This is a genomic window from Sabulibacter ruber (assembly GCF_017355955.1).
Classification (GTDB): domain Bacteria; phylum Bacteroidota; class Bacteroidia; order Cytophagales; family Hymenobacteraceae; genus Nibribacter; species Nibribacter ruber_A.
This window is the reverse complement of the sequence record NZ_JAFFID010000001.1, coordinates 665,196-689,638: the sequence shown is the minus strand read 5'-3', so window position 1 is coordinate 689,638 and position 24,443 is coordinate 665,196. Positions and strand designations below refer to the sequence as shown.

The 24,443-nt window shown below is 49.9% G+C and carries 20 protein-coding genes; 6 read left to right on the top strand and 14 right to left on the bottom strand.

What is annotated here, in order from left to right:
- The first annotated feature begins 146 nt into the window (after nt 1-146).
- The gene (aroF, locus tag JT719_RS02925; RefSeq protein WP_207430906.1) at nt 147-1,160 is read left to right on the top strand and encodes a 3-deoxy-7-phosphoheptulonate synthase; all 1,014 of its coding nucleotides are present in this window, start codon (nt 147-149) and stop codon (nt 1,158-1,160) included.
- 344 nt (nt 1,161-1,504) lie between these two features.
- Entirely contained in the window at nt 1,505-2,260 is a 756-nt protein-coding gene (locus JT719_RS02920; protein ID WP_207430904.1) for a hypothetical protein, read from the top strand.
- Between the two features lie 118 nt (nt 2,261-2,378).
- Here JT719_RS02920 and JT719_RS02915 read toward each other — a convergent pair whose 3' ends face one another.
- Complete coding sequence (locus tag JT719_RS02915; protein WP_207430902.1) at nt 2,379-2,678, bottom strand: YciI family protein; 300 nt, start codon at nt 2,676-2,678, stop codon at nt 2,379-2,381.
- Between the two features lie 299 nt (nt 2,679-2,977).
- On the opposite strand from JT719_RS02915, the gene JT719_RS02910 reads away from it, so the two are divergent.
- Entirely contained in the window at nt 2,978-3,373 is a 396-nt protein-coding gene (locus JT719_RS02910; RefSeq protein ID WP_207430901.1) for a hypothetical protein, read from the top strand.
- Between the two features lie 119 nt (nt 3,374-3,492).
- Here JT719_RS02910 and JT719_RS02905 read toward each other — a convergent pair whose 3' ends face one another.
- The 6 genes from JT719_RS02905 to JT719_RS02880 all read right to left on the bottom strand — a co-directional run bounded on the left by JT719_RS02905 (nt 3,493) and on the right by JT719_RS02880 (nt 9,126).
- On the bottom strand, nt 3,493-5,460 hold the full coding sequence (locus tag JT719_RS02905; protein WP_207430899.1) for a glycoside hydrolase family 172 protein: 1,968 nt from the start codon (nt 5,458-5,460) through the stop codon (nt 3,493-3,495).
- A gap of 369 nt (nt 5,461-5,829) precedes the next feature.
- Nucleotides 5,830-6,468 carry a hypothetical protein gene (locus JT719_RS02900; protein WP_207430897.1) on the bottom strand — a complete coding sequence of 213 codons (639 nt, stop codon included), beginning with the start codon at nt 6,466-6,468 and terminating at the stop codon, nt 5,830-5,832.
- Between the two features lie 297 nt (nt 6,469-6,765).
- Complete coding sequence (locus JT719_RS02895) at nt 6,766-7,230, bottom strand: hypothetical protein (RefSeq protein ID WP_207430895.1); 465 nt, start codon at nt 7,228-7,230, stop codon at nt 6,766-6,768.
- A gap of 152 nt (nt 7,231-7,382) precedes the next feature.
- Nucleotides 7,383-7,748 (bottom strand): hypothetical protein, encoded by a 366-nt coding sequence (locus JT719_RS02890; RefSeq protein ID WP_207430893.1) that lies wholly within the window; start codon nt 7,746-7,748, stop codon nt 7,383-7,385.
- Nucleotides 7,749-7,847: 99 nt separating this feature from the next.
- The gene (locus JT719_RS02885) at nt 7,848-8,195 is read right to left on the bottom strand and encodes a hypothetical protein (protein WP_207430892.1); all 348 of its coding nucleotides are present in this window, start codon (nt 8,193-8,195) and stop codon (nt 7,848-7,850) included.
- 250 nt (nt 8,196-8,445) lie between these two features.
- A complete protein-coding gene (locus tag JT719_RS02880; RefSeq protein WP_207430891.1) occupies nt 8,446-9,126 on the bottom strand; it encodes an arylesterase in 681 nt (226 codons plus the stop codon).
- 153 nt (nt 9,127-9,279) lie between these two features.
- Between JT719_RS02880 and JT719_RS02875 the strand changes: the two genes are divergently transcribed.
- Nucleotides 9,280-10,005, top strand: coding sequence for an ATP-binding cassette domain-containing protein (locus JT719_RS02875; RefSeq protein ID WP_207430890.1), 726 nt, complete (start codon nt 9,280-9,282; stop codon nt 10,003-10,005).
- 104 nt (nt 10,006-10,109) lie between these two features.
- Entirely contained in the window at nt 10,110-12,647 is a 2,538-nt protein-coding gene (locus JT719_RS02870; RefSeq protein WP_242693056.1) for an ABC transporter permease, read from the top strand.
- A gap of 494 nt (nt 12,648-13,141) precedes the next feature.
- On the opposite strand, the gene JT719_RS02865 is transcribed toward JT719_RS02870, so the two are convergent.
- The 5 genes from JT719_RS02865 to JT719_RS02845 form a co-directional block, all read right to left on the bottom strand.
- Nucleotides 13,142-14,395, bottom strand: coding sequence for a sialidase family protein (locus JT719_RS02865; protein WP_207430889.1), 1,254 nt, complete (start codon nt 14,393-14,395; stop codon nt 13,142-13,144).
- Between the two features lie 118 nt (nt 14,396-14,513).
- Complete coding sequence (locus JT719_RS02860; RefSeq protein WP_207430887.1) at nt 14,514-16,808, bottom strand: TonB-dependent receptor; 2,295 nt, start codon at nt 16,806-16,808, stop codon at nt 14,514-14,516.
- A 105-nt stretch (nt 16,809-16,913) separates the two neighbouring features.
- A complete protein-coding gene (locus JT719_RS02855; protein ID WP_207430886.1) occupies nt 16,914-17,291 on the bottom strand; it encodes a hypothetical protein in 378 nt (125 codons plus the stop codon).
- Nucleotides 17,292-17,488: 197 nt separating this feature from the next.
- Nucleotides 17,489-17,959 carry an Mpo1 family 2-hydroxy fatty acid dioxygenase gene (locus tag JT719_RS02850; RefSeq protein WP_207430885.1) on the bottom strand — a complete coding sequence of 157 codons (471 nt, stop codon included), beginning with the start codon at nt 17,957-17,959 and terminating at the stop codon, nt 17,489-17,491.
- A 127-nt stretch (nt 17,960-18,086) separates the two neighbouring features.
- Entirely contained in the window at nt 18,087-19,631 is a 1,545-nt protein-coding gene (locus JT719_RS02845) for a hypothetical protein (RefSeq protein ID WP_207430884.1), read from the bottom strand.
- A gap of 222 nt (nt 19,632-19,853) precedes the next feature.
- On the opposite strand from JT719_RS02845, the gene JT719_RS02840 reads away from it, so the two are divergent.
- Complete coding sequence (locus tag JT719_RS02840) at nt 19,854-22,016, top strand: dipeptidyl peptidase 3 (protein WP_242693055.1); 2,163 nt, start codon at nt 19,854-19,856, stop codon at nt 22,014-22,016.
- 267 nt (nt 22,017-22,283) lie between these two features.
- On the opposite strand, the gene JT719_RS02835 is transcribed toward JT719_RS02840, so the two are convergent.
- Both JT719_RS02835 and JT719_RS02830 read right to left on the bottom strand, forming a co-directional pair.
- Nucleotides 22,284-22,814: a DinB family protein gene (locus JT719_RS02835; protein ID WP_207430883.1), complete on the bottom strand. Its 531-nt coding sequence runs from the start codon at nt 22,812-22,814 to the stop codon at nt 22,284-22,286.
- Between the two features lie 84 nt (nt 22,815-22,898).
- Complete coding sequence (locus tag JT719_RS02830) at nt 22,899-24,377, bottom strand: OmpA family protein (protein WP_207430882.1); 1,479 nt, start codon at nt 24,375-24,377, stop codon at nt 22,899-22,901.
- Nucleotides 24,378-24,443: the final 66 nt, after the last annotated feature.

Sequence of the window (24,443 nt, the reverse complement as noted above, 5' to 3'; positions counted from 1 at the left end):
ATTGCGGCCAGAGGCCGCAAGATAACTCACACTCGCCAGAGGCGAGCGAAGGGATTGTAGGGATGAATAGCCCATAGCCTAGGAACCACCTCCTCAGAAAACCTACCACTTTGCTGCTTACTCTTCAACTTTCAAAGTAACAAGTCATGCTTATTCAATTACATCCAGATATACGTCCTGAGGATAAAGCGGCCATTGTAGACAAGGCCAAGGAACTGAAATACAAAACCACTGAGGTGGTGACCCAGGCCGGCCATTACCTGGTGGGCACCGGCAAAGCTGAGTTTGACGTGCGTACCATCGGCAATCTGCCGGGCATCAAAGACATCCACATCGTGTCTGATGAGTACCGCCTGGTGTCGCGTAAGTGGAAAGTGAACCCTACGGTCATTGACTTCGGGGATGGGTTGCGGGTGAAGGAGGGCGAGTTCACCATCATGGCCGGTCCTTGTTCCATTGAAAGCGAAGAGCAGATTGAGAAAACCATCAACCACCTGGTGGCCAATAACGTGCGCTTCATGCGGGGTGGGGTGTTCAAGCCGCGTTCCTCGCCGTATTCTTTCCGGGGGATGGGGCTGGAAGGCCTGAAGATGTTCTATGACATGTGCCGGGCCCACAGCATTAAAATTGTAACCGAGGTAATGCAGGTCTCCCAGATCGCGCCCATGGAACCGTACACCGATGTGTTCCAGGTAGGCGCCCGCAACACACAGAACTTCAACTTGCTGGACGAGTTGGGCAAAGTAGACAAGCCCGTACTGCTGAAACGCGGTATCTCCGGAACCATTGATGAGTTGCTGTACTCTGCGGAATACATCTTCTCCGGCGGAAACGAGAAACTGATGCTCTGCGAGCGCGGCATCCGGACCTACGAGACCGCTAGCCGCAATACCCTGGATTTGAACGCTATTCCAATTTTAAAGGAGAAAACGCACCTGCCGGTGATTGTAGACCCTTCGCACGGCATCGGGATCAGGGAATATGTGGAACCGATGGCCTTGGCGGCTATCATGGCCGGTGCCGACGGCATCATCTACGAAACCCATGAGAAGCCAGAGGAAGCGGCCTCAGACGGAGCCCAGACCCTGAGCTTTACGGAGTCGGAACGCATGATCCGGAAAATGCGGAAAGTGTTTGCCCTACGTCAGGAATTAGTCTAAGTACTCCCAGAACTGTAACCAAAACCCATACTACCAGCGTATAAAGCTCAGTTTGCAGGTACTTTCAAAAAGTAATTGTAAGCGGAAGAGGAGGCAAGCTCTGTATTTAAGAAGTAAAAAAATAAACTTTTACTTGACTTTAAATATCGGATATTCTATATTAGTGTCAGTTATGAAAACATTTGCCCAAATTCTAATGATTGTCAATTGCAAACCGTACGCGATGCGTACCGGAGCGGGGACAATATGGGCTGAATCTTGATGACCTAAGAAAAGAAATTCAAACCCAATATGAAGCCTGGCTCCGGTTAACTGGAGTCGGGCTTTTTTTATGTGAAATAGCCATGTATCAACAACAGTACCATCAGTACACCATCCAGCACCAACAGACCTGGAACATCTTGTACACAAAGCGGACACAAGCGTTGTCTGCCGTAGTCTCTGCGCCCTTTTGGCAAGGAGTCAACGCCCTGGAACTGAAGGCTTATTTCATTCCCGATTTCCAGGAGTTGAATTATCTTTTGAAACGCCTTTCTGACTGGGAGGTAGTAGCCGTGGAAGAACCGCTCAGGCCCCGCCAGGTTTTGGCCAAATGGGCTAAGAAGAGATTCCCGGCAGTGACCCAGATACGTCTGCACCCAGACGCTGACCTTCGCTTGCAGGGAGACAAAGACCTCTTCCAGGATGTATTCAGTCTCTTGCCTTGGGTGTTACAGCCGGAGGTGGCAGACTTCATGCACCGGGTAGGGCAGCTGTCTTTGAAACACAAGGATCCGGCAGAAACCGAATTGCTGTGGCGTTTGGTGCAGCACGTATTGGGCAATGGCCTGTTACGCGATGCAGAAGGAAAAGCCACTCTGTTCGGGTTCCACCTGATCTCTAACGCCCCCGAGGCCGAAAAAGCCCTGAGAAGCGAAAACCAGTGGCAGCCTATCGTGCTGGAGGAAATCTTAGGGCAGCCTTACAAAGCGGTAGACCAACCCGTTTCCTACTTTGTTTTAGAATCCTTAGCCGATTTGACTTCCCTGGTTGATCAACTGGAGAAAGAAGGTTTGCCAGTGGTAGAAATACCTGCCCAGCTGCAATTAGCTGCGGTGTAGGCATTCCTTTTAGTGAAATAAAAAGACCTGTATGCTTCCTGTGAGGGCAGCGTACAGGTCTTTTGCTTTTAAAGTCTTTGGTCTATTTTCCAGGAAGAACTTTGGGCTGCGTAGGTGCTTATGATTTGGTGACTGCCATCATAGGGTGCACCTCATAGGAACTTAGCTGGTTTGCCGGATCATTGGTGATAAGCGTGTTCACTTCTTCCTCGTTGTCTACCCGTACTACCGCCGCGCCAAATGGACCGTTGGGGTCTAACACCGGGCCAATTACTACTACGGTTCCATTCTCTACGTACGGAGCCCAGTAGCCCATGTGGGACTGCATGACTTGTTTCTCATCCTCATTCATGTCAAAGGCGAAGGTGGGTCTGGGTGGATTCAGCTTTAAAAAGAAGTACTTCTTGTCTGTAGTCATATAACTAGTTTTACTATGGGTTGAACTCTAAGGGTTATGGGGAATATCTGCTGTTTTAGGCCTGTTTTCAGGAAAAGAGATGGAAAACAAAGCTTCCTTTACTGCTCTAAATTAAAGGCTATCTCATGAAATTTAGCTGAGTTTAATTTCTGGTATCTTACTCTGGTACAAAGCAACCAACTCAGATGCAGTAATTGTCAACCTGCTGAAACACTGGAGAATATAGTAGTGCTCTGCAAGCTGATGTAACGATTGGCGTTAGTCTGTCGTTTGCTCCTACGTCCCATTACCTAATAACTATGATTATCTACAACAGTGGGTTCTTATCACTGGACTATGATCCAAGCACCGATATCATGTCTGTCAGCTTGCCTCCCGTAAGCGATATCCTGGTGCCGGAGATCAACAGGTCTTTTGGCATCATTGTGGAGCATGCCAGAAACTATGACATCAAGAAGCTCCTGTTCGATGCCCGGGAAACCCAGGTAGACATACAGGAAGATGTGTTTGCTCCGGTCATCGCTCACTTTGTGCAGAGCCTGGCTTCCACCCGGGTGCAGAAAATAGCACGCGTTATCTCTTCCAGCATCTTCAGGGAACACGTGGTCAGGAAAGTGTTCAACAACAACGAGCTCCGCATCCAGTTCCAGAGCTTCACGGAGACAGAGCCCGCCCTGGAATGGCTGAAGGAATAGCGAAGTTCTCTTTAGTTCATTACCTTTAGGAAGATCCGGCTTTCTGCTGAAGTTGATTGTTTCCTATTAGGCACCGTTCATCTTCACCATTAATCGGGCTTCCGCTAAGCTTCACCCAATTACTTCTTTTCCTCAATTTTCTCGAAAATAAAGCTGAAAACGCGCACTGAGGCCACATCGGCGGGTCTTTTGCGCAAGGTAATGGTTTTCAGTTCATCGGTTATCTCAATCTCGCCGGCATAGACCGTTTTCGCTCCCTGGTCAGGAATTTCGATGTTAGTGGGAATCCAGCCGGAGATTTGAGAAGAGCGTTGCCACAGACTGAAAGGACTTCCCTGCGGGGTTTTGCCGTGCTCCACATAGACTTTGTACCGGCCATTATCCAATCCTTGCAGCGAAACCTGCGCCACGGGCACCGCATCTATGTCAATTTTGGCCGTCCAGGAATCAGAAGGCTTCAGGCCGAACACAATGGAAGGCTCTTGGTAATCGGCGGTGGCCAGCCAGTAGAGGGAATACACCATTCCTTGCGGCGTTAATTTATGCCGCTCGGGAAGTTTGGTAATCTGATCGTCTATCCTGATCTCAGAGTTTTCAAACTGCGGCTTATCGGCGTAAAACAAACCTACGGAGGTGTAATCGGTTTTCACGTTGGTTTTATCCTCGGGCTGGTGCTCGATGGTCAGGCGGAGCGAATCATTGAAGTTGAGCTTATCAGCAAGATAGAATCGGTAACCGCCGGTACGCGAGGTCATGAGGTCATAGGCCAAGGCTCCGTGAATGGGCAAACTGAAACCTTTGTCCCACTTGTCGGTGACGGCGTACCAGCCGCCGTTGAAGTAGTCTTCCGATCCCGTACCGTGTAACCGCAGCTTGCCATCAATGAAGGCCCGGTCATCGCCCTCAAAATAGTACGTGCTGCCTTCTTCCAGCCCTTGGGTTTGCAGAATGGTGCCAATGTAATGGCCTCTTCCTCTCACATTGGCGATCAGGTGCGGTACCGCCGAGGGGATGTTGTACTGCCGCCTTGCCTGGGCATACAACTTGCCTTCAGTGGCGGCATCCCGCTTGTCATTGGTGTAATAGATGGTGCCTGAGATCAGGATTTCGTCTGGGTCACCGGCCTTTCCTTTGTCGTACTTCAACTTCAGTTCCGCCGACCGATCCACGGGCATGGGTAAATAGGAGTAGAGCTTATTTCTGTCGGCGCCCAGGAGCATGGATTGCATGGCCGGTTTCCCGAACGCAAAGCCAAAGAAGTTGTGCAGGGGCAGTTCAAGGGCATTCTTTTGCTCATTATCCCAGCGGGCGCTCAGCAGTACTTTTTGGTAGGCTTGCAGAAGATCGCTTCCGGCTCCAAGTTCTATGCCTACAATGCGACCCCCTTTCTTCAGCTTAAAAAGGGTTTCTTCGGCTCCCTTCCTTAGCACCAGGTTTACTTTCTGTGACTTGATTTTGTCTCCATACAGCTGAAGTGGCGAGGTTTGGTGGCCCCACGCCGCCCTGACCTTTTCAAAGGCATCTTTATGCTGATCCAGCAGGGAAGGGGTGAAAGTGCCCATTTGTTCGTTTTCCTGCAGGGTGCGGTATTGTACCTGATGAAAGCGGAGGTTCTTGCCGGTATAGATGATCTTCAATGATTTTTGGTAAGGGATGGGCAGGTAACAATAATACCCACCTAGCTGGCTGCCCGAAAGGGGAGCCACAAACGGGTGCTGTTTACCCGAGAAAAGATGGATGAAAGGGATGCTGATTCTAGGGGTCTTTTCGCCGTCAAAGTAGAATTTAACGGTATCTACTTCCGGGGTAGGGGTCCAGATGCGGTTGACAACGCCCGGACCTTTCAGATCGGCCATGACCAAGCCTTCCGGTTCTTTCCGGATGGCCGAGTACTTGCCAGAAAACCCATCATCATTGCCCCCGGTTCGGTCATAGCTGGATAACTGCTCCATTGTTCCTGACCGATACATTGGCAACCGGGAAACATCGGCTAAGTTGAGTAATTCTTTGCGGTAGTTGTCGTTTTGGGCGTATCCGTTCAAAAAAGCACCAAAGAAAAATACGATAACCGATAATAGTTTTTTCATACGGGCTAAGTTAGGGTTAGAGTTGATTGCTTTTTCTGAACGAATGGTATGCTTTGGCCTACGTTTTTTTACCCATCATGCCCAAGGGCGAAGGGTGCTTTTAAGTAGAACCTTGCAGAAACCAGCTCCTGTATTCCGGGTGAGCGCTTCCGCAAAAGGTAGTCATTTAATCTACAAATTCTTTTTCATAAATAAGTACAGAGTTTTGAGTAACAGCATTCTAACCCATTTTCGGGCCAACTACCGTTTATCCTCATATTTTTATATTCCTTCAGCTTCTTGATTCCTCTTACTGGTAACAATTTGTATAAACGACGGGCAAAGCAATCGGCTGAAGGCTCATGTTTATGCCTTGATCCATGCCGTTTTCTATTCTTGCAAGTTACTTTTCAAGGCTAGTATCTTGTCTTTAAACCCATCGTCAACTCCGTATTCACTGTACTTTTTGATTGCCCAATGGAAAACAGGAATTTCAAACCCAGTCTTTTTATGAAGGAGTGTAGACTCCCAATACGGATATTTATAAACCCAAACAAAGCCTCCAATTTCGTTTTCCATTGTTTGGGCTAAAGCGCATCCGAATTCGATGATAGAGATCATGTATTGGTTACTATCATCATTTACGTCACTCGCGTCAATTATGCTTCTGATATATTGCCGGTCAATTGCCTTGTCCAATTTTTCAATGGTCTCTAGAGAGAACTCGTTGAAGTTTGCTAGTTCCTGGAAATCCTGTCTTGAAGCAGAAATCAATGCCTCCACTTGTTTCTTAGTTTTAACATAGCCCTTGTCAGTGCTGTCCACTAGTGTTGAAACGTACGTGTCAGGCTTGAAGGATTGGATCATGTCAGGTTTGACAATCGGTATTTTATGCTCCGGATTGTCGTTCCACTTGTGCACATAAGTTGCATACAAGTCATTACAGTCGGGTAATTCTTCTGATCTATCACAGCTAGAGAACAATGATAAATTGATCAGGGTAATTAGAAATGGGTATGCAAATTTCATATGGTCTTAATCATTTGTCGCTATGATGCCACAAAAAGGGGAGAGGGAAGTTTGTTGCTTTCTTAGTTAAATAGAAGTAAGAAGTAAAAGGTGTTCTCCAATATCATTATTAGTATCAAAAAATAATAAGGACCGTCTGTTGGTATAAGATACAATGCATGACTGAAGAAAAATGATACCTAGTAAAATGTAGATTTTATTCATCATAAATTTCTATCAGGGTCTATACTTACCGGCGAGCGGGGCGGTCAACCCTAGCAGGCGTTTCCTGTTGATGGTAGTAGAGATTATTTCTTTTTACAATCTTTTTAGGATAGAGTAAGCCTCCTCAGCCATTGATTTGAAAAACCGAGAGTCTTCCTCTATTTCTTGATAGCTCTTCCCGATTATTTCTCTTCTATTTTCAATATGGTCAAGTTCTGAATAGCTGATTACCATCCTAATCCGTTGTATTTCTCTATCTGTTAGTTGTTTTAATTCTATTTTTTTAAGCCTGTTAATCAGCTCTTGCCGAAAACCTGTATCTAAATATTGTTCATTATCTCTTAATCGAATCGCTGCTGCTGATGCCTCATCTTCAAATTCTGAGGTTAAAGCAATTTCAATCAGTTCAGTGGTTGTAGGCTCTGGCAGTTGAATAAGGTTAATTTGTCCTGCACCATGATACTCTGAGTTAATTTGATATTTCAGCCATTCCTTGCCGGTTAAATTATCTAAATACCTTTCAATCCAACCATCATTCTGTTGCTCTACTAATATCAAGTCTTTTATAAAACCATTAATTAGTTTTATGTCGCTATATAATTTCCTTTGTCTCAAATTTCTAATTACTTTAAACGGTATAACCAGCTGTTCTGATAAAAGACGGCAAGGGCAGTTAGTCGAGGCACATATTTAGGTATTGTCACTTACTGTTATTTTTTCCACTCTTGCAATTTAATTTCACATACTACCGAATCTCGCAGTCGAATCATTAAATTCTTTGTATAGACGGGGTCTATGTCCATACCGTAGTCTTCCACTATTTGATAGTAGTATTGGTTTGAGTCCGATTGCCAATTTCGCTGCGGTTCTCCAAGTAATTTAACCAACTCTTGGTATTTCAATCCTTTTATTTGTCGGTTGTTAATGAGATCATCAATCATCAAGTCACGGTGCGGGTAATCCATATCTACCTTTACCAACCACTTCTCAGTATCAAATTTTTCTTGTCGGTTACAGGCAGTTCCTGAAACCAGTACCCCAAGCGTGAAAGCTATTTTTGTAAATTTGAATCTCAATTTATATTTATTTTTATTAATTTAATCTAGCGTACTTGGGTAAACGAAGGCGGAAGCCATCAGCCCAAGCTGACGTTTAAGCGTTGTGCGGAGGCATTTTTAATTGATCTCTGAAGTGTCATTATCAGGCTCCCACTCATGTCGGTTTTTTACCTCTTTTGATGCAGGTCGCTTATATAGCTTAAACCCGAAACTATGTTGCAAATAGAAAATAAGGTTACCATCGCCGTCAAATTCTAATCTTACAAACTTGTCGTGGGTTACTATTTTATATTCTGTTTGAGTATCAAGTTCAAATTCAATGCAAGTCGGTTCTACCCAAACCGACTTTTTGTTTTCTGAATGATTAGCAAATTCAATTTCAAATAGCCGTTCTGGGTTTTCGTAAAAGTATTTAATCCGCTCTTCCAGATAATTCCTCTTTCTGAAAAGTTTAGAAAACCACATTTAAAGGCCGTGTTATATAATTTCTAATTTATTGCTTGCGCACAATTACTAGATAAACGTAGCCAATCCCAATTATCAGCCATACACACATGCTCAAACCTCAGGTTAACAATTCAATTTGGGCTGATAACCGGAATTGCTCAGCCGAATATACTGTATAGCAGCCACTAAATAAGCGTGCCTCCGTTTCGGGGCTGATTTTAAGAAACCAGCCCCGAAACGGAGGCACGTTAGCAATAGAAGCAGGGATCTACAAAACTCCCTTCAAGACTTCCCACACGTTGTTGGCCAGTATTTTCTGCCCGGCGGCGGTAGGGTGTACCCCATCGGGTTGGTTCAGGGAGCGCACTCCGCCAACGCCTTCTAACAGGAAAGGAACCAGGGCCATGTTGTTCTCGGTGGCCAGTTGCCTGAAAATCACCCTGAACTCACTGGCGTACCGGCCACCCATGCTGGGGGGGACCTCCATGCCCAGCATCACCTGTTTGGCGTCTGGGTACTTGGCCCTTACCTTGTCCACAATGGCCTGCAGGTTGCGCTTGGTCTCGGCTGGCGGAATGCCTCTTAACCCGTCGTTGGCGCCCAGTTCCAGCACAAACACATCTACGGGCTGGCGCAGGAGCCAGTCTATCCGGTTTTTACCGCCCGCCGAGGTCTCGCCGCTTAGGCCGGCATTGATGGCTTTGTAAGGAAGATCCAGCGAATCTATTTTTTTCTGAATAAGCGCCGGGAAAGACTCAGAAGGATTTAGTCCGTACCCTGCGGTAAGGCTGTTGCCGAAGAAGAGGATGTTTTTCATAGGTTGGGGGGCCTTGGACTCCGCGTCTTTCTGTTTGCCGGGTTCATTTTCTCCCGCGCCGCCGTTGTTTCCAGAACAACCGGCAAACAGAAAGGCACAGAGCAACAGGTACAGGAATGAAAGTTTATACATGTTCTCGCTTTTTCTTGTTCTCATACAAAGAAAGTACTTATAACTTGTTTAAAGCGTTTGAGGTTTACGTAATGCATTATAAAACCTGTTCTGTAATTTACCGACTACTTTAACGCTACCAGAACAATTTCCTTTCTCATCAAATAACTGCTTGTGACGCCAATTCTTCATATTCAGGATCTTACCAAAACCTACCAGAGTACCGGCCAAACCCTTACGGTACTGGACAACATCAATTTCTCGGTGGAGGCAGGCTCTACCATCTCCATTGTGGGTCCTTCCGGAAGCGGAAAAACCACCTTGCTGGGCCTTTGCGCCGGCCTTGACCGATCTACCTCCGGAATGGTGGAGCTGAACGGCATCCGCCTGGATACCCTCACCGAAGACGCCCGGGCGCAGGTCCGTAATCAGTACGTGGGGTTCATCTTCCAGAACTTCCAGCTGCTGCCCACGCTTACCGCCCTGGAAAACGTGATGGTACCGCTGGAACTCAGAGGTGAGCGGAACATCAAACCCCAAGCCATAGACCTGCTTGACAAAGTCGGCCTGGCTAACCGGTCTCACCATTATCCGGCGCAATTATCAGGAGGAGAGCAGCAGCGGGTATCTTTGGCCCGGGCCTTTTCCAATAAGCCCAAGATTCTGTTTGCCGATGAACCCACCGGTAACCTGGATGCCGAGACGGGCGAACGGGTAGAGAAACTCATTTTTGATCTGAACCGCGAGGCCGGCACCACGCTGGTGCTGGTGACCCATGATGCCGAGCTGGCTTCGCGTACCCAACGCATCCTGCGCATGAAAGGCGGAAAACTGATCTCAGACGAAAGAACCGAAAGTTTCTCCGGCAGCACGCTGGGCCAGCAAACCGGTTTTAATTGAAAATGGGAAAAACAGCCCCAAAACAGAAAACCACAGGTAAAACCGGGTTGATCTGGCTCTATTGGCTCAGTTGGGGTTCTTACGGGTACAAACGCTTCTAACACATGACAAACCTTAATTTTCCGTGGCTGGTGAAAATGGCCTGGCGCGATAGCCGCCGCAATCGCTCACGGTTATTTCTTTTTATCTCATCCATTATCCTGGGCATTGCCGCGCTGGTGGCAATTTTCTCCTTCGGCTACAACCTGCGCGAAGACATAGACGACCAGGCCAAAGAACTGATTGGCGCCGATCTGGTCATTACTAGCAACCGTCCGGTTAATCCCAAAATGTTGCCATTGTTGGATTCCTTGGGCACGCGGCGTTCGCGGGAACGCAGTTTCGCGTCCATGATCCTGTTCCCCAAAAACCAGGGAACCCGTTTGGTACAGATCAGGGCGTTGGAAGGGCAATTCCCGTATTACGGGGAATTGGAGACGGTACCGGCATCGGCGGCGCAGAATTTCCGGGAAGGGCAACAGGCAATCGTTGACAAAACCCTCATGCTGCAGTTTGATGCCCGGGTAGGAGACTCCATCAAAGTAGGAGAGGTGACTTTCCAGATTGTGGGAATCCTGAACAAAGCGCCAGGGCAAACGGGTATCTCCGCCACGGTAGCTCCGGCGGTGTACATCCCGCTGCGGTATCTGCCCCAAACCGGTCTGGAGCAAAAGGGCAGCCGCATCAATTACCTGTTCTACTACAAGTTCGGTAACCAAACCGATGTGCAGCAACTGGTCAAGAAGTTGGAGCCCAGGCTGGAGAAAGAAGCCCTGAACACCGAGACCATAGAGACGCAGCGCGAAGACATGGGACGTTCTTTGCAGGACCTTACCAATTTCCTGGCGCTGGTTGGGTTTATTGCCTTGCTTCTGGGCAGTATTGGCGTGGCCAGTGCCATACACGTGTACATTAGGGAGAAGCTCCGGTCTATTGCCATTCTCCGTTGCATGGGCGTAAGTGCGGTACAGGCCTTTTTGATTTACCTGATTCAGATACTGGGCATCGGGTTGCTGGGCTCCATCATTGGGGCGGTGCTGGGTACCGTGGTGCAGCAGTTGTTGCCCAAAGTGCTGGAAGATTTGTTGCCCATTGACATCACGGTTGGTATCTCCTGGCTGGCGATTTTCCAGGCCATCGGGTTAGGATTAATTATTTCCCTGCTGTTTGCCTTGCTGCCCCTGGTGAGCGTTAGGAACGTTTCACCGTTGAACACCTTACGAATCTCGCTGGAGAGTACCGGCATGTTCAAAGACCCGCTTAAATGGCTGGTCTACGCCCTTATTCTGTTGTTCATCTTCGGGTTCACTTACCTGCAGACCCAGAACCTGAAAGAGGCGGGCTACTTTACCTTAGGCGTCCTGGGCGGATTCATTGTCTTAGCGGGTATTGCGGCAGCGCTGATGTGGGCCGTGCGCCGGTTCTTCCCGGAGTCCTGGAGCTATCTCTGGCGGCAAGGCTTGGCTAACCTGTTCCGACCTAACAACCAGACCCTCATTCTGATAGTCTCCATTGGCTTAGGTACGGCTTTCATCTGCACGCTGTACTTTGTGCAAACCATTCTCATGAACAGAGTGACCCTGGCCGCCCGCGAAAACCAGCCCAACATGGTGCTGTTTGACATTCAACAAGGCCAACGGGCAGCCGTGGCGTCGCTTACCAAACAGCAGGGGTTACCTGTCATTCAACAAGTGCCCATTGTGACCATGCGCATTGAGGAAATCAACGGGTTAACCGCCGAGAAAGCTTTGGAAGACAGTACCTCAGGCGTATCTCCCAGGGCCTTCCAGCGCGAGATCCGGTCCACGTTCAGAAGTGTGCTGATGGATTCTGAACGGATTACCGATGGAACCTGGCTGGGCAAAGTAAATTCGCCATCCGACACCATTTACGTATCCATTGAGAACAACTATGCCGAGCGCATCAAGGTGAAAGTGGGCGACCAGATAGTGTTCAACGTACAGGGCGCGCTTATTCCTACGGTGGTGGGCAGCCTGCGCGAAGTAGACTGGAACCGCATCCAAACCAATTTCCGGGTGGTCTTTCCGGTGGGCGTGCTGGAGGAAGCCCCGCAATTCCACGTGCTCATCACCAAAGTGCCTTCAGCCGAGGCCTCGGCTAAGTTTCAGCAGGCGGTGGTGCGCCAGTTCCCCAACATTTCTATCATTGACCTTGAGTTGATTTTGAGCGTTATGGACGAACTCATGGATAAGATTGGCTTTGTGATCCGGTTCATGGCGGCATTCAGCATCATCACCGGTTTAGTGGTACTGGTAGCCTCGGTGCTCATCAGCAAGTACCAGCGCATGCAGGAGAGCGTGTTGCTCCGAACCATTGGGGCTAGCAAGAAACAGATTTTCGCCATCACAGCCCTTGAGTACTTCTTTTTGGGTGCCTTAGCGGCAGGAACCGGCATTGTGCTTTCCCTCATCGGGAGCTGGGCCCTGGCTAAGTATTCCTTTGAAACCAGCTTCACCCCGCAACCCTGGCCGGTATTGATCCTGTTCCTGATGATCTCCCTGCTTACGGTATTGATAGGCTTGTTCAACAGCCGAAGCGTGGTTAACCAATCACCTTTGGAAATACTACGGTCAGAATCTTGAGAGTTGTTCTTCCTTTCCTGGCGCGAGACTAAGGTCTCGTGACTTGAGATGTCGCGAGTCTCCAGACTCGCCGTGAACCAACAGCGCCATAGTAGGAAAGAATGGAAATTCACTAAAAAGCGAATCGGGGCTACATTTCAAAATGTAGACCCGATTCGCTTTTTAGTTGGTGTAAACGGTTTCTCTTCTGGGGTAAGAATCTAATTCCTTGATAGCGAACGGCGTTGGTTGATGTTCTTTTGGAATGCGTACGACGTTACAGTGTAACGTCGCTACAGTCCAGATATGTAGCGTCGTTGCACTGCAACGACGTCATCTGCCTGGATGAAAGGGTACGTCCCTCCATAGGCTAATAAGATGCAAAACACCTTCTAAACGCAAGAGTTCAGGGCAACTTAATTAGAATTAAATAAACCACCTTCTTCCTATTTAGGTCCTGTTTTCTTGAAAACAGGACCTAAACGATTTACCAATTACTTCCCTTTGGTAAAGGCTTACAACTCTTTCTTAGCAGAAGTCTCCACCACTTTATACCAGACCTCGCTTTTCTTGTCCTGCTTCTGCGTGTAAGCCACAAGGATTTTAGACGCACTAAGCCCCATCACCACCGGGTGGGTAGCGCTGGTGGCGTCTGAGGTAAGATACGTCTGCAACACGGTTTTACCCGAGGCATCCCTCACCTGTAACCCAATTCGGCTGTTGAACAACTTGGAATTAGGCACCTGCTCATCCCACACCAACGCCAGTTGGTTTTCCCCGAAGCTGGTGAGCTGCGGGTGTTTGGCCGAGGGAAGTTGACTTACTTGCTCTCTGGGGGCAAAGGTGTTTGCTGAAGTTTTATGGCTGTAGAAGACCCCGCTGCCGCCGCCCATGGTATACCAGGCCGCGTGCAGTCCGCTTTGGTTCCAGGCCAGGGTAGGGCCGGTGTGCGGACAGCCTTTGATAGTCCAATTATCTACGCTGATGCGTTCTCGGGGAGCGAAGGTCTGCCCGTTATCCGCGGAAACCAAGTGCATCATATCCCGGATGCTGTCGTTTAGGATGGCCCGGTAGGCGGCGTGGAGTTGGCCGGTGCCGTCCACGAACAGATCGGTGCGGCAGCATTGGCAGAGCTGCTGGTCAATGACTTTCTCGTAGGTGAACCCGTTTCGGCCGGAGGTGCTGGAGAAGTAGAGGCTGGAACCTTCCTTGGGCGTGTTCTTGCGGGAGTCCAGCCAGATGGCAGCAATTTCGCCGGTGGGCAGCAAGGCGATGTCAAAGTAGCGTTCGTCAATGCTGTTTTCGGCATCCTGCGCCAGTTGCTTAGGGTCGGTCCAGGTTTTCCCCCCGTCAAACGATTGGGTGTATTTCACCAGACCGGCGTAGCTGTTCTCGGGGTTGGGGTTCTGCACGGCAAACATGGCCAGAATGTCGCCGTTCTTCTTGAACAGGATCTTGGACAGGTTCTCATCGTGCGGATACACGCCCTGAGAGGTAGGCACCGTCATGGGTTCCCCAAAGGTGGTGCCGCCATCCTTTGAACGTGCGTACATGAGTAGGTAATTGCCCGTGGTGTCCTGCGCCTGTACCCAACACAGCACCGGATTGCCTTGCTGGTCCTGTGTGAGATAAGGGCAGGAGGCTTTCAGGTTTGCCAGGGAAATCCGGTTTTCTGATGGTACCTCCTGCGCGGCTTTGGAATGACAACCTGCCAGCCACAGGAAGCACAAAAAAGATAGAAGGGTAGTAATGCGGTATGGGTAGTGCATAAAGTCTTTGCGAAAAAAATGAGGTAAATGCCTGTGCTTGTTTTTAGCTTACTTTCTGTAAAACAGCTGTAAACCAAGCTTCAGCTAAACTAATCTGGTAAGTTGGTTGAGGTTATTCTCAGCCTCCTTTTCCAATGAATTGATACCCCACGCCCACGTTGAAGGTGCGCGGCACGCCTTGCCGATAGCTCTTGCCATAAGAGTATTTGTCTACCGTGGTGGCGTAAAGTTTATCAGTGAGGTTGATGGCGTTCACCCACGCTTCAAAGCCTTTGTAGGTGTAGCCCACCCGGGTATTGAACAGGTGATACCCGCCGTAATATTCAGAGTTCACGGGGTCCATGTAGTATTTGCCTACGCGCTGCCATTCCAGTCCCACACGGAAACCTTTCAGAAAAGCCGGACGGTAGGTGACTTCGGCATTGCCGATGAACCGGGGCGCGGTGGCCATCTCGTTGCCGGAGTAATCGGCGCCGCGCTCCACGTAGGTCAGAAACCAGTGCTGGGCATTGGTGCCGCTTACTCTAAAGGAGAGTGCCTCAGAAGGGGCATAGTTCAGGGTGTATTCAATGCCGCGGTGGCGGGTACGGCCGGTGTTCTGGTTTTGGTAGGAACCATCGTCCAACCGCACCGAGATGATCTCGTCTTTGCCGTCCATCTGGTACAAGCTCACATCCAGGTAGGCTCTGTGCTGCAAGAAACTCCACCAGCCTCCCACTTCGTAGCTGCTGAAATCAGAGGGTTGCAGGGTGGGCACTTTTACGCCGCGGTATAGTTCAGTGATCTGCGGCGGCGCAAAACCCAGGCTGTAATTGGCGTAAATTCCCTGACTTTTCCCGAAGTCATAGGTCAGGCCCAGCTTGGGCGAGAATTGCCGGTAACCGTTTTCCTCATCGGGGGCGCCGGTGAACGCGGAGGGCGGTAGGAAGTTGTCAAAGGTATAGTCCATCCGGTCGTACCGAAGGGCCGCCACCAGTTTCAGGCGCTCCAGCGGGGAGATCTCGGCGTGGGCGTTAACGGCGGTGTTCAGCAGATCCACGGAGTAGTGGGTAAGAAGCGAATCAGAGGAGGTGTAGCCGGTGTACAGGCCGTTTTCGTCCCGATCTATGTCAATGAACCGGGCGGTGTAGGTGGCGGGGCTGTAATCGGCACTGACGCCAGCAATGAGGCTGGCGTTCAGAAACGAGAAAGACTTGCGGTGCTGCGCAATAAGGCCGTAGCTGGTGAAAGCGTCTTCGTTGATCTCGCCTTTGGCTTTGCGGGCATTGCCCTGCACGTTCCCGATGGCGTAGAACGGGTTCTGCCCGATGGCGTTGTTCCGGAAGAACAGGGTAGCCTGGGTTTGGTTAGAGGCATCCCAGGCGTGTTCCAGGGTGCTTCTGAGGCGCAGGGCGTTGACCTTGCGGTAGGTGAAGGTGTGCAGGCTACTGTACTCTTTCCGGAAGAATCGGGTGCTGTCCAGGCCGCCGGTTTGGTCGGTTTGGTAGTCCACCAGGCTGCCCGAGGTGGTCAGTTTGCTGCGGTCACTGATGCGGTAATCGGCCCGAAGGGTGAACGCCAGCTTGTCAAAATCGCTGTGGCTGATGATGCCGTCCCGTTGCGCGGCGTAGTAGCCTCCGGCAAAGATGCCCACCTTCCCGTAGGTATTGGACACGCTGAAATCGGTTCTGCGGTAGCCCTGGTTGCTGCCTTCCACCTGTACTTTAGCGGTGGGTACCGGAGCCGGAGCCTGCGTGATGAAATTGACAGCCCCGCCAATGGCTTCGCTCCCGTACAGCGAGGAGGCCGGACCACGTATGACCTCAATGTTCTTCAAGGCCGCCATGTTGATCTCAATGAGCGCGTTGTGGTTGAAATCACCGGAGGTACGGATAGGAATGCCGTCTTCCAGGTACAGGAAAAGGCTTTTGTAGCCAATGGGTTGCCGGATGGCCATGGTGTGCTGCTCGTTGCCCAGGTTCACCATGTACACGCCACTTACCTTGTTGAGGACCTGGTCCAGCGTGGTGGCTTTGGTTTCCTGCAACACCTGGCTGGAGATCGTGCTGATGGCCACGGGCGCCTCGGTTCTGGCCTGAGCCTGCCTACTGGCCGAGACAATAACCTGGTTCAGTTGGTTGGAGGTGGGCGTTAAGGAAACCAGGGTAAAGTTTTCTTGTAGTGGTACTTGCCGGGTGTTGTAGCCCAGGTAGGAAACTATTAGTTCTTTAGGCATTTGCTCGGTTTTTAGGGTAAAGCTACCGTCGGTTCCGGTAATGGTTCCGGTGGTATTCTGGGCCAGTTGGACCGAGGCACCTACCAGGGCTTCTTTGGTATAGGCATCCAGCACCCGTCCCTTTACCGTGATTTGGGCATGGGCGTAGTGCACCAGCATCAGGAGCGTACAGATGCCGGCAAAAAGTCTTTTTTGCATGGAAATAATATTACAGTGTAGAAAATGCAGGTACAGCAGCAAGTCCCGGGCACATGCCGGACACGGCTATCCGCTTCGGCGAAAAGGTGCCGAAGTAAATTTTCCTTACACTGTAAACTTTGGTGGGTGGAAGACAGAAAGATGAACACCTATTGGCCTTCCTGCCGACGTAGAAGTGAACTGCTGGTACTGGTGAGGAATTCTAAGTGTGTTTGCGGCAACCAAAGGCTGGTAGTAAAGCGTAATCTCCTGCTTTTGTTTCTGGCTTTTCTGGTTGGTAGGGTCCTGGGTCTGCTCGGCCTTTTTGAGCTTTTTGGCCAGGTAGCACTTGCCGTGGCATTTCATCTGCGGCTTCTCGCGGTTAATGCAAAGCACCTTGGATATGAAATCTTTGTTGGCCTCGTAGTCCAGCACAATAAAGAACTTACTGAATGCCTGAGACAGCATCACCAGTAGCAGCAATATGGTGGCAAGTTTTTTCAAGAGGTTCTAAATCGGCGCAAAGGTAAGGAAGCAACTCTAAACTTCTTGAATCAAGACGGCCCAAATGCAGGAAGGGTTGCCTTTCTCCTGACAAACAGGTTTTTAGGGTGTTTTTTCTGAAATCAGGCAAAACCAACGATCTTCCGCGGAGGCTTGGTTTCTGTTAAGTGGAATTCTAGCTTACAGAAGGCTGGGAGTTAATACCGTAGTCCAAGCTTTTGGTAAATGAAGCTCAACAACCACACCGGGCCGATGAGCAGGAACTGGAGGTCTTTCAGGAAGGATGGTTTCTTGCCTTCAATCTTATGCCCGATGAACTGACCAATCCAGGCCACCACAAAGATGATGAGGCAGAAAGCCCAAAGCGGCAGTTGCTCGGCCTGGTCCAGTTGGTAGACAATCCAGAGAAAGAAAGCCGTGACCAGGATCATGCCCACCGCCAGGCTGGGGGAAAGCGCTATGTAGTACACCATGCACAGCAGCACAAACAGAATGCCCCAGTTGAAGATGAACGGCAGCTCCCGGAAGAACTCAGGAACGGGGATAGACCAAATCAACCCCACCAGGCTGATCATGATGGCGGGAACGCAGATCCAGTGGATGAGTTTGTTGGTGCCGTTGCGGTGGCTTTCGGCGTACTCGTCTAGCAGGTGATGAATTGCAGCCATGGCTCTTTTTTACTTTAAGGTACTCATTCTTTCAGAAGAAGTAAAGAGCTATATTCAAGTAGTTTATGCTACATAGAATGGAGGTTTGGCTGCTGTCTGGATTTTGTAAATTCAGGTAAAAAAAAACCTATTGGTGTGGTGAATTATGCTTTGTTTTCACCAGGTACAGGCCTTTATTTCCAAATAGGGTAGAGCAGGAAGTAGTGGGAGCAAGCTGGTAACTTGAAAAGAATTCAGCCCTGTTTCTACTGTTGAGGAACCAGGCCCGGTTCATGATGGAAGATTCAGCAGGAAAGTCGGTTACTACGGGTTGGTTGGCTTGAATGGCTTTAGCAACAGTTTCCCTTAAAACCGGTGCGGGTGCTGAGATTTCATAAGCATTGGGATGATACTTGCCGGTATGATAGAAGAGGTAGGTATCAAAGGCATTCTTGTCTTCAAGCAAAAGAACGGCCTGCGGGTGTTGTTTCACATAAGCCAACGTACAGGCATGATTGGTATACGTGTAAAAATACGACGGGAGGACAGCATAGGCCAAGTTCCATAACAGCAGGCTGGTGCCCAGCAGAAACAGGTTTCCAGGGTGCTCTATCTTAATGCTACCAAGGCTGATGGCCAGGAGAATAGGAACCATGACCATGAATTCGGCATTTCCCACGGCAAACCAGGCAAACAGCAGTTGCATGCCTAGAATAGCAGCATGGGTCCAGAAGGAGGATGGATGGAGAAGGGCAAGGTTTCTACGGGTGCGTAAGTAGCTTCTGAAGGCAAGGCTGAAAAGAAAGCTGGTGACTAGTGCAGGAATTATGTAAAATAGATTCTGCTTTCCTAAATAATATAATCGGCCGTGTACTTCCAGAAACGTGCGGATTAAGGAGATACCCGTCAGTAGAAAGTTCTTGTAGGTGATAGCGCTTTCTACTTCACCTTTGTAGAAGTCCAGAAAGACAAACCTAGGTGCTTGCGAATAGGGGATGTGCTGAAGGGCCATAACAACTGCATATCCTAAGGGCACTACACCAGCGGGCAAAACAAACCAGCTAATCTTTTTCCAGTTCCACCCCGAGGTGATTCCAACCGACAGGAGTAGACCTAGCCACCAGAAGAAATGGACCTGGTGGTACAGACAGGCTACGGCAGCCCAGAAACTGCTTCCTAGAATGTACTCGATTTTTCTGGTGGTTTGATACTTACACCAGAAATAACTGCCTAGAGCGGAAAAGAAGATGGGTAAGATGTAGGTTTCGTTTTCGGTTGCGTACCGCATCGTGCCAAAACTGGCTCCGGCCAGGAAAACCAATCCGGCCTGTATTCTTGCATCTGGTTGTAACTGCGCCAAAATACGCCACAAAACAAAGAGAGAGGCACCCGCAAAGCAACTATTCAGCAGCTGAAGCAACTCCAGCGGAGCCACAGCAATGCCTGTATTTTGCAGCAAAGTATAAATTCCCAGCCCTGAGATGTTGTAAAGCAGATGGTGCGGTTGCCATAGGTCTACCTGCCACTTTACACAGGCTGCATAATCCAGGGAATCTGACGTGGGGTTTTGGGTAGGAAAAACGGCATACACCAGGAACAGGCCAAGAATCAGGAAAAGAGGCAAAAAACGGCTTGAGAAGAAGCGGTCTGATTGGATGGCCATGTAACGCGGAGCAGCAATAGACTTCAACATAAGTCTCTTTTACCCAAAGGTATTTCTTTCCCCTGATTTTTCGTTATCTCAGAGATAAGGAATAACCGTGGCAATAGTCACGTAAAGCCCGGCGTTTTTCAGCCATTTTCCAGAAAATAGCCTTAAAACAAAGAAAATCTGGAATCCTGTGGCTAACAGGAGTGGTTTTTGCCTGCCTCTGGGTTATTCTTTACTTTTAGACCCGTTTAGAAACACGCAAATATGAAAAAAACGCCTGTTACCGTATCGGCGCTCCTGCTGGCAGCTATGCTGGCGGGTGGCTGTGCGAAGAATTCAACTCCTACTGCTTCCAACGCCGCCCCGGTGACCCGGATGCCGGGCGAGGCAAGTGCCGTTGCCAATACCAACATGGTTTCGGCGGTGCAGACCTCTCCGCCGCAGGTCATCCTGGACGATGCTAATTTCAATTATGTGGCCGATCAATTTGCCGATCTGCGCATTCTGCGATACCGCGTACCGGGCTTCGAGAATCTATCGGCGCAGCAAAAGGAATTGCTGTATTACCTGTACGAAGCCGCGCTGTCGGGCCGCGATATTATCTATGACCAGAACTACAAGCATAACCTGCGCATCCGCCGCACCCTGGACGCGGTGGTGAAGAACAAGCGTGATCGGTCTACCTCGCCGGATTGGGAGAAGTTCATGGTGTACACCAAGCGCTTTTGGTTCTCCAACGGTATTCACCACCACTACTCGGCCAACAAGATTTTGCCGGAGTTCAGCCAGGAGTTTTTGGCCACTTCTATCCGGAAAGTGCCGGCCAATCAGCTACCCTTGAAGCAGGGCGAAACCGTGGAGGCATTCATAAAGTGGATCACGCCCATTCTGTTTGATCCGAACCTGGATGCCAAACAGGTCAATAAAGCCGCCAATCAGGACCTGATCAAAACCTCGGCGGTTAACTTCTATGAAGGGGTAAGCCAGAAAGAGGTGGAGGCCTTCTACGCCAAGCAAACAAACAAGAACGATCCCAGACCAATATCGCACGGCCTCAACTCCAAGGTGGTGAAGGAAAATGGCCAGCTAGTGGAGAAACCCTGGAAAGTAGACGGCATGTACGGCGCGGCCATTGAGCGTATTGTGTTCTGGCTGGAGAAAGCCGTTACCGTTGCCGAAAACGACCAACAGCGACTAGCCCTCCAGAAACTGGTAGAGTTCTACCGCACCGGCGACCTGAAGGTGTTTGATGACTATAATATTGCCTGGGTCAAAGACGTGAACTCCAAGGTAGATGTGGTGAACGGTTTCATTGAGGTGTACGACGACCCGCTGGGCATCAAAGGTTCCTATGAATCGGTGGTGTCGTTCAGAGACGAGGAGGCCACCAAGCGCATCAAGGCCATTGGGGACCAGGCGCAGTGGTTTGAAGACAACTCGCCGCTGTTGCCACAGCACAAGAAAAAGAATGTGGTGGGCATTACCGCCAAGGTGATTACCACAGTGGTGGAGGCCGGCGATGCCGCACCTGCTACGCCCATCGGGATTAACCTGCCTAACGCAAACTGGATCAGGAAAGAACATGGCTCCAAATCGGTGAACCTGGGCAACATTGTGCACGCGTACAATGAATCTGCCAACACTGGCGGAAGCACTTTAAGCGAGTTCGCATTTAGCCAGGAAGAGATTGACCGCGCCAAAAAGTACGGTTCCCTGGCCAGCGACCTGCACACCGATATGCACGAGGTTATCGGGCACGCATCGGGGCAGATCAATCCGGGCGTGGGTACGCCCAAGCAGACCCTGAAAAACTACGCCAGTACCATTGAAGAAGGCCGTGCCGATCTTGTAGCGCTTTACTACGTGATGGACCCTAAACTGGTAGAGATTGGCGTAATGCCTTCTCTGGAGGCCGGTAAAGCCGAATACGATGCCTACATCCGGAACGGACTGATGACACAGTTGTCTCGCATTGCGCCCGGCGAAAAGATTGAGGAAGACCACATGCGCAACCGCCAGATGGTGGCCGCCTGGGCTTTTGAGAAAGGGAAAAAGGACAATGTGATTGAGCGTGTTTCCCGCCAGGGCAAGACCTACTACAAGATCAACGACTACCAGAAGCTGCGTGAGCTGTTTGGGCAATTACTGCGCGAAACCCAGCGCATCACGTCTGAGGGAGACTTCAAGGCCGCCGAGAAACTGGTTGAAACCTACGGCGTAAACGTTGACCCTGCCCTGCACAAGGAAGTGTTACAGCGCTACAGCAAACTAGACATTGCACCGTACCAGGGCTTTATTCAGCCTAAGCTAACCCCGGTAGTGAAGGACGGGAAAATTGTGGATGTGCTGCTGGTGTACCCAGACAACTTTACGCAACAAATGCTGGAATACGGCGAAGTGTACAACCTGCTGCCAGATTACAACTAAACCGTTTAAGGCCTAGTTTTCAGAAAACGGCAGTAAAACAGAAATGCCCGCAAGTTGCGGGCATTTCTGTTTTACTGCCGTTTCAATTATAAAGGGTAAAAAACGTTCTTGTTCTTATAAATGGCACAATCAGTAAACCTATCCCTCGCTCGCCTCTGGCGAGTGTGAGTTATGTGGCGGCCTCTGGCCGCTATGCTATATAGATTAAACCAAACATCAGCACTCCGCAGACTACTCACTCAAAGTCCAGCGATGGGAAAAATTCCTCTATCTCGCTGTCTGAACCCCTGCCCGCAGAACCCGGGAGGTAACCAGCAACTGACCCAGGTGCCGCATGGTGTGCTCTGCGGCATGAAAAAGCAAACCACCAACCGTGGACGGAATCTGGGCCCGGCCTACACCGCGTACTTCCGTGAGGGTAGCAGGATCTGTGTTCTTCAACTGGTCTACGGCTTTTTCAACCTGTAGCGAGAAAGCCTGCACTAACTCCTGTACAGACCCTCCGGTAGCGGGTGCCGTACCTTCTGATTTTAGATATGCCAAAGCTTCTTCTGAAAGGGCTTCTCCTCTGGCATACGTAAGCAGGCGGTGCAACACACCGGTGAGGTGCTGCAGATGGAAGCCCACAGAGGCTAACCCGGCCGGTTTCTCCCACAGTAGATGTTCGGGGAAGTCCTGCATATAGCGTTCCACTTCTTCGCGGGCCTGCAGAAGCGCATGCGCGGCAGGCTGCAGCAGGGCAGGTACATCGGGGAGAGGGCCTCTGAGCCAAACTTCTGGTTTTTGTTCTTTTTCCATAGTTTTCTGTAAAACAGGCCTAAAATAAAAATGCCCCACCAAAAGGCGGGGCATTTTCTAAGATTTATCTGGGTCTTTCTTCCATTACTGGATGAATAGACGGAACTCAGCACGGCGGTTTCTAGCACGGCCGGCGTTGGTGGTGTTAGGAGCGATTGGACGCTCTTCGCCAAATCCTTCAGTGATCACACGGTCAGAGCTGATACCTTTTTGGTTTGTGAAGTAAGACTTGGCAGCCTCAGCTCTGCGAACTGACAGCTCCTGGTTGTACTCGTTAGAACCAATGTGGTCAGCGTGGCCGGAGATACGCAGGTTGTAGTGCGGATATTTACCCAGCATGGTCGCGATTCTGTCCAGAGTTGGGTAAGAGGTTCTCTTCAGAACGGCTCTGTTGAACTCGAACTCGATTTTTGGAACGCGGGCCATGTAAGTGCTGTCAGCAGCATCCAAGCCTGGGCAACCCATGTTAGCGGCAGAACCAGCTACATCTGGGCAACGGTCAACGTCATCGTTCACGCCGTCGTTATCGCGGTCAACTACCAATGGACATCCGCTGGCGTCTACACGAGTACCGGCTGGAGTGCCTGGGCATTTGTCGTTTTTGTCAGCTACGCCGTCGCCGTCAGCATCTGGGCAACCTCTTGTAGCGGCAGGACCAGCTTGGTCTGGACATTCGTCTTCTGAGTCACGTACGCCGTCACCGTCTTTATCTGGGCAACCTTGCAAGGCAGCAGTACCGGCCTCAGTTGGGCATTGGTCTTGGTAATCTGGAACGCCGTCGCCGTCACCATCCAATGGACAACCTTTTTTGTCTACCTGTACGCCAGCCGGAGTATCCGGACATTCGTCTCTTCTGTCAGAAACACCATCGCCGTCAGTATCTTTCGCTTTGCCTAAGCCAAAGGAGATACCAGCTGAGTGCTGCAGGTAACGGTCATTCAACTCATCTGTGTCGCGGTATTTGATACCGTCAATCAGGTCAGTGGTAGGGTAGTTGAAGGTACTTTGCACAAAGATGCCAAACGCATCAGAGATTCTGAAGTTGATACCGGCTCCACCGGCATAGTTCATGCGCAGGATACCTTCATCATAAGTGGCCGGGGTAGCCCCGGTTGGGTAGTAGGCTTCAACGCTGGCGTACTGAGCGCCCACGCTACCAATCAGGTAAGGCCCAATGAAAGCATCTTCCTTCAGGATCTTGCCATTGTTCAGCTTCAGTTTCAAGCCCAGGTTAGCTGTACCAATTTCATCGTCAAAGCGCATGGTACCGGTACCACCGTTGAAGGTGAAGTTGCCAACATCCTGCTTCAGGTTGAAGTAGTTCAGCTGCAATGACAAGTCAAAGGAAGGAGAGAGATAGCGGTTTATTCCTAAACCTCCGCCCCAGGAACCATTGCTCATGTCCCAGATATCATTGCGAAGATTGGTGCGGGCCTGGATGTTGCTGCCATACAACGAAATGCTGGTTCGTCGATCTGCAGATTGACCCACTGACTCAGTGGGAGCCACCATAGCCAGCAGTAAACCGCCGAGTACAGAAGCTTTAAGTAATGTTTTTTTCATAGTGTTTACAGAGTTGTAATATAGTATTCTGCACATATTTACCGGTTTTTCAGTAAAATGTTGCCC

What these genes read in the sequence shown, in the direction of transcription:
- JT719_RS02865 (WP_207430889.1), bottom strand. Translation starts at nt 14,395, where the DNA reads ATGCACTACCCATACCGCATTACTACCCTTCTATCTTTTTTGTGCTTC.
- JT719_RS02915 (WP_207430902.1), bottom strand. Translation starts at nt 2,678, where the DNA reads ATGACTACAGACAAGAAGTACTTCTTTTTAAAGCTGAATCCACCCAGA.
- JT719_RS02860 (WP_207430887.1), bottom strand. Translation starts at nt 16,808, where the DNA reads ATGCAAAAAAGACTTTTTGCCGGCATCTGTACGCTCCTGATGCTGGTG.
- aroF (WP_207430906.1), top strand. Translation starts at nt 147, where the DNA reads ATGCTTATTCAATTACATCCAGATATACGTCCTGAGGATAAAGCGGCC.
- JT719_RS02850 (WP_207430885.1), bottom strand. Translation starts at nt 17,959, where the DNA reads ATGGCTGCAATTCATCACCTGCTAGACGAGTACGCCGAAAGCCACCGC.
- JT719_RS02910 (WP_207430901.1), top strand. Translation starts at nt 2,978, where the DNA reads ATGATTATCTACAACAGTGGGTTCTTATCACTGGACTATGATCCAAGC.
- JT719_RS02870 (WP_242693056.1), top strand. Translation starts at nt 10,110, where the DNA reads ATGACAAACCTTAATTTTCCGTGGCTGGTGAAAATGGCCTGGCGCGAT.
- JT719_RS02880 (WP_207430891.1), bottom strand. Translation starts at nt 9,126, where the DNA reads ATGTATAAACTTTCATTCCTGTACCTGTTGCTCTGTGCCTTTCTGTTT.
- JT719_RS02840 (WP_242693055.1), top strand. Translation starts at nt 19,854, where the DNA reads ATGAAAAAAACGCCTGTTACCGTATCGGCGCTCCTGCTGGCAGCTATG.
- JT719_RS02905 (WP_207430899.1), bottom strand. Translation starts at nt 5,460, where the DNA reads ATGAAAAAACTATTATCGGTTATCGTATTTTTCTTTGGTGCTTTTTTG.
- JT719_RS02835 (WP_207430883.1), bottom strand. Translation starts at nt 22,814, where the DNA reads ATGGAAAAAGAACAAAAACCAGAAGTTTGGCTCAGAGGCCCTCTCCCC.
- JT719_RS02885 (WP_207430892.1), bottom strand. Translation starts at nt 8,195, where the DNA reads ATGTGGTTTTCTAAACTTTTCAGAAAGAGGAATTATCTGGAAGAGCGG.
- JT719_RS02920 (WP_207430904.1), top strand. Translation starts at nt 1,505, where the DNA reads ATGTATCAACAACAGTACCATCAGTACACCATCCAGCACCAACAGACC.
- JT719_RS02900 (WP_207430897.1), bottom strand. Translation starts at nt 6,468, where the DNA reads ATGAAATTTGCATACCCATTTCTAATTACCCTGATCAATTTATCATTG.
- JT719_RS02845 (WP_207430884.1), bottom strand. Translation starts at nt 19,631, where the DNA reads ATGTTGAAGTCTATTGCTGCTCCGCGTTACATGGCCATCCAATCAGAC.
- JT719_RS02830 (WP_207430882.1), bottom strand. Translation starts at nt 24,377, where the DNA reads ATGAAAAAAACATTACTTAAAGCTTCTGTACTCGGCGGTTTACTGCTG.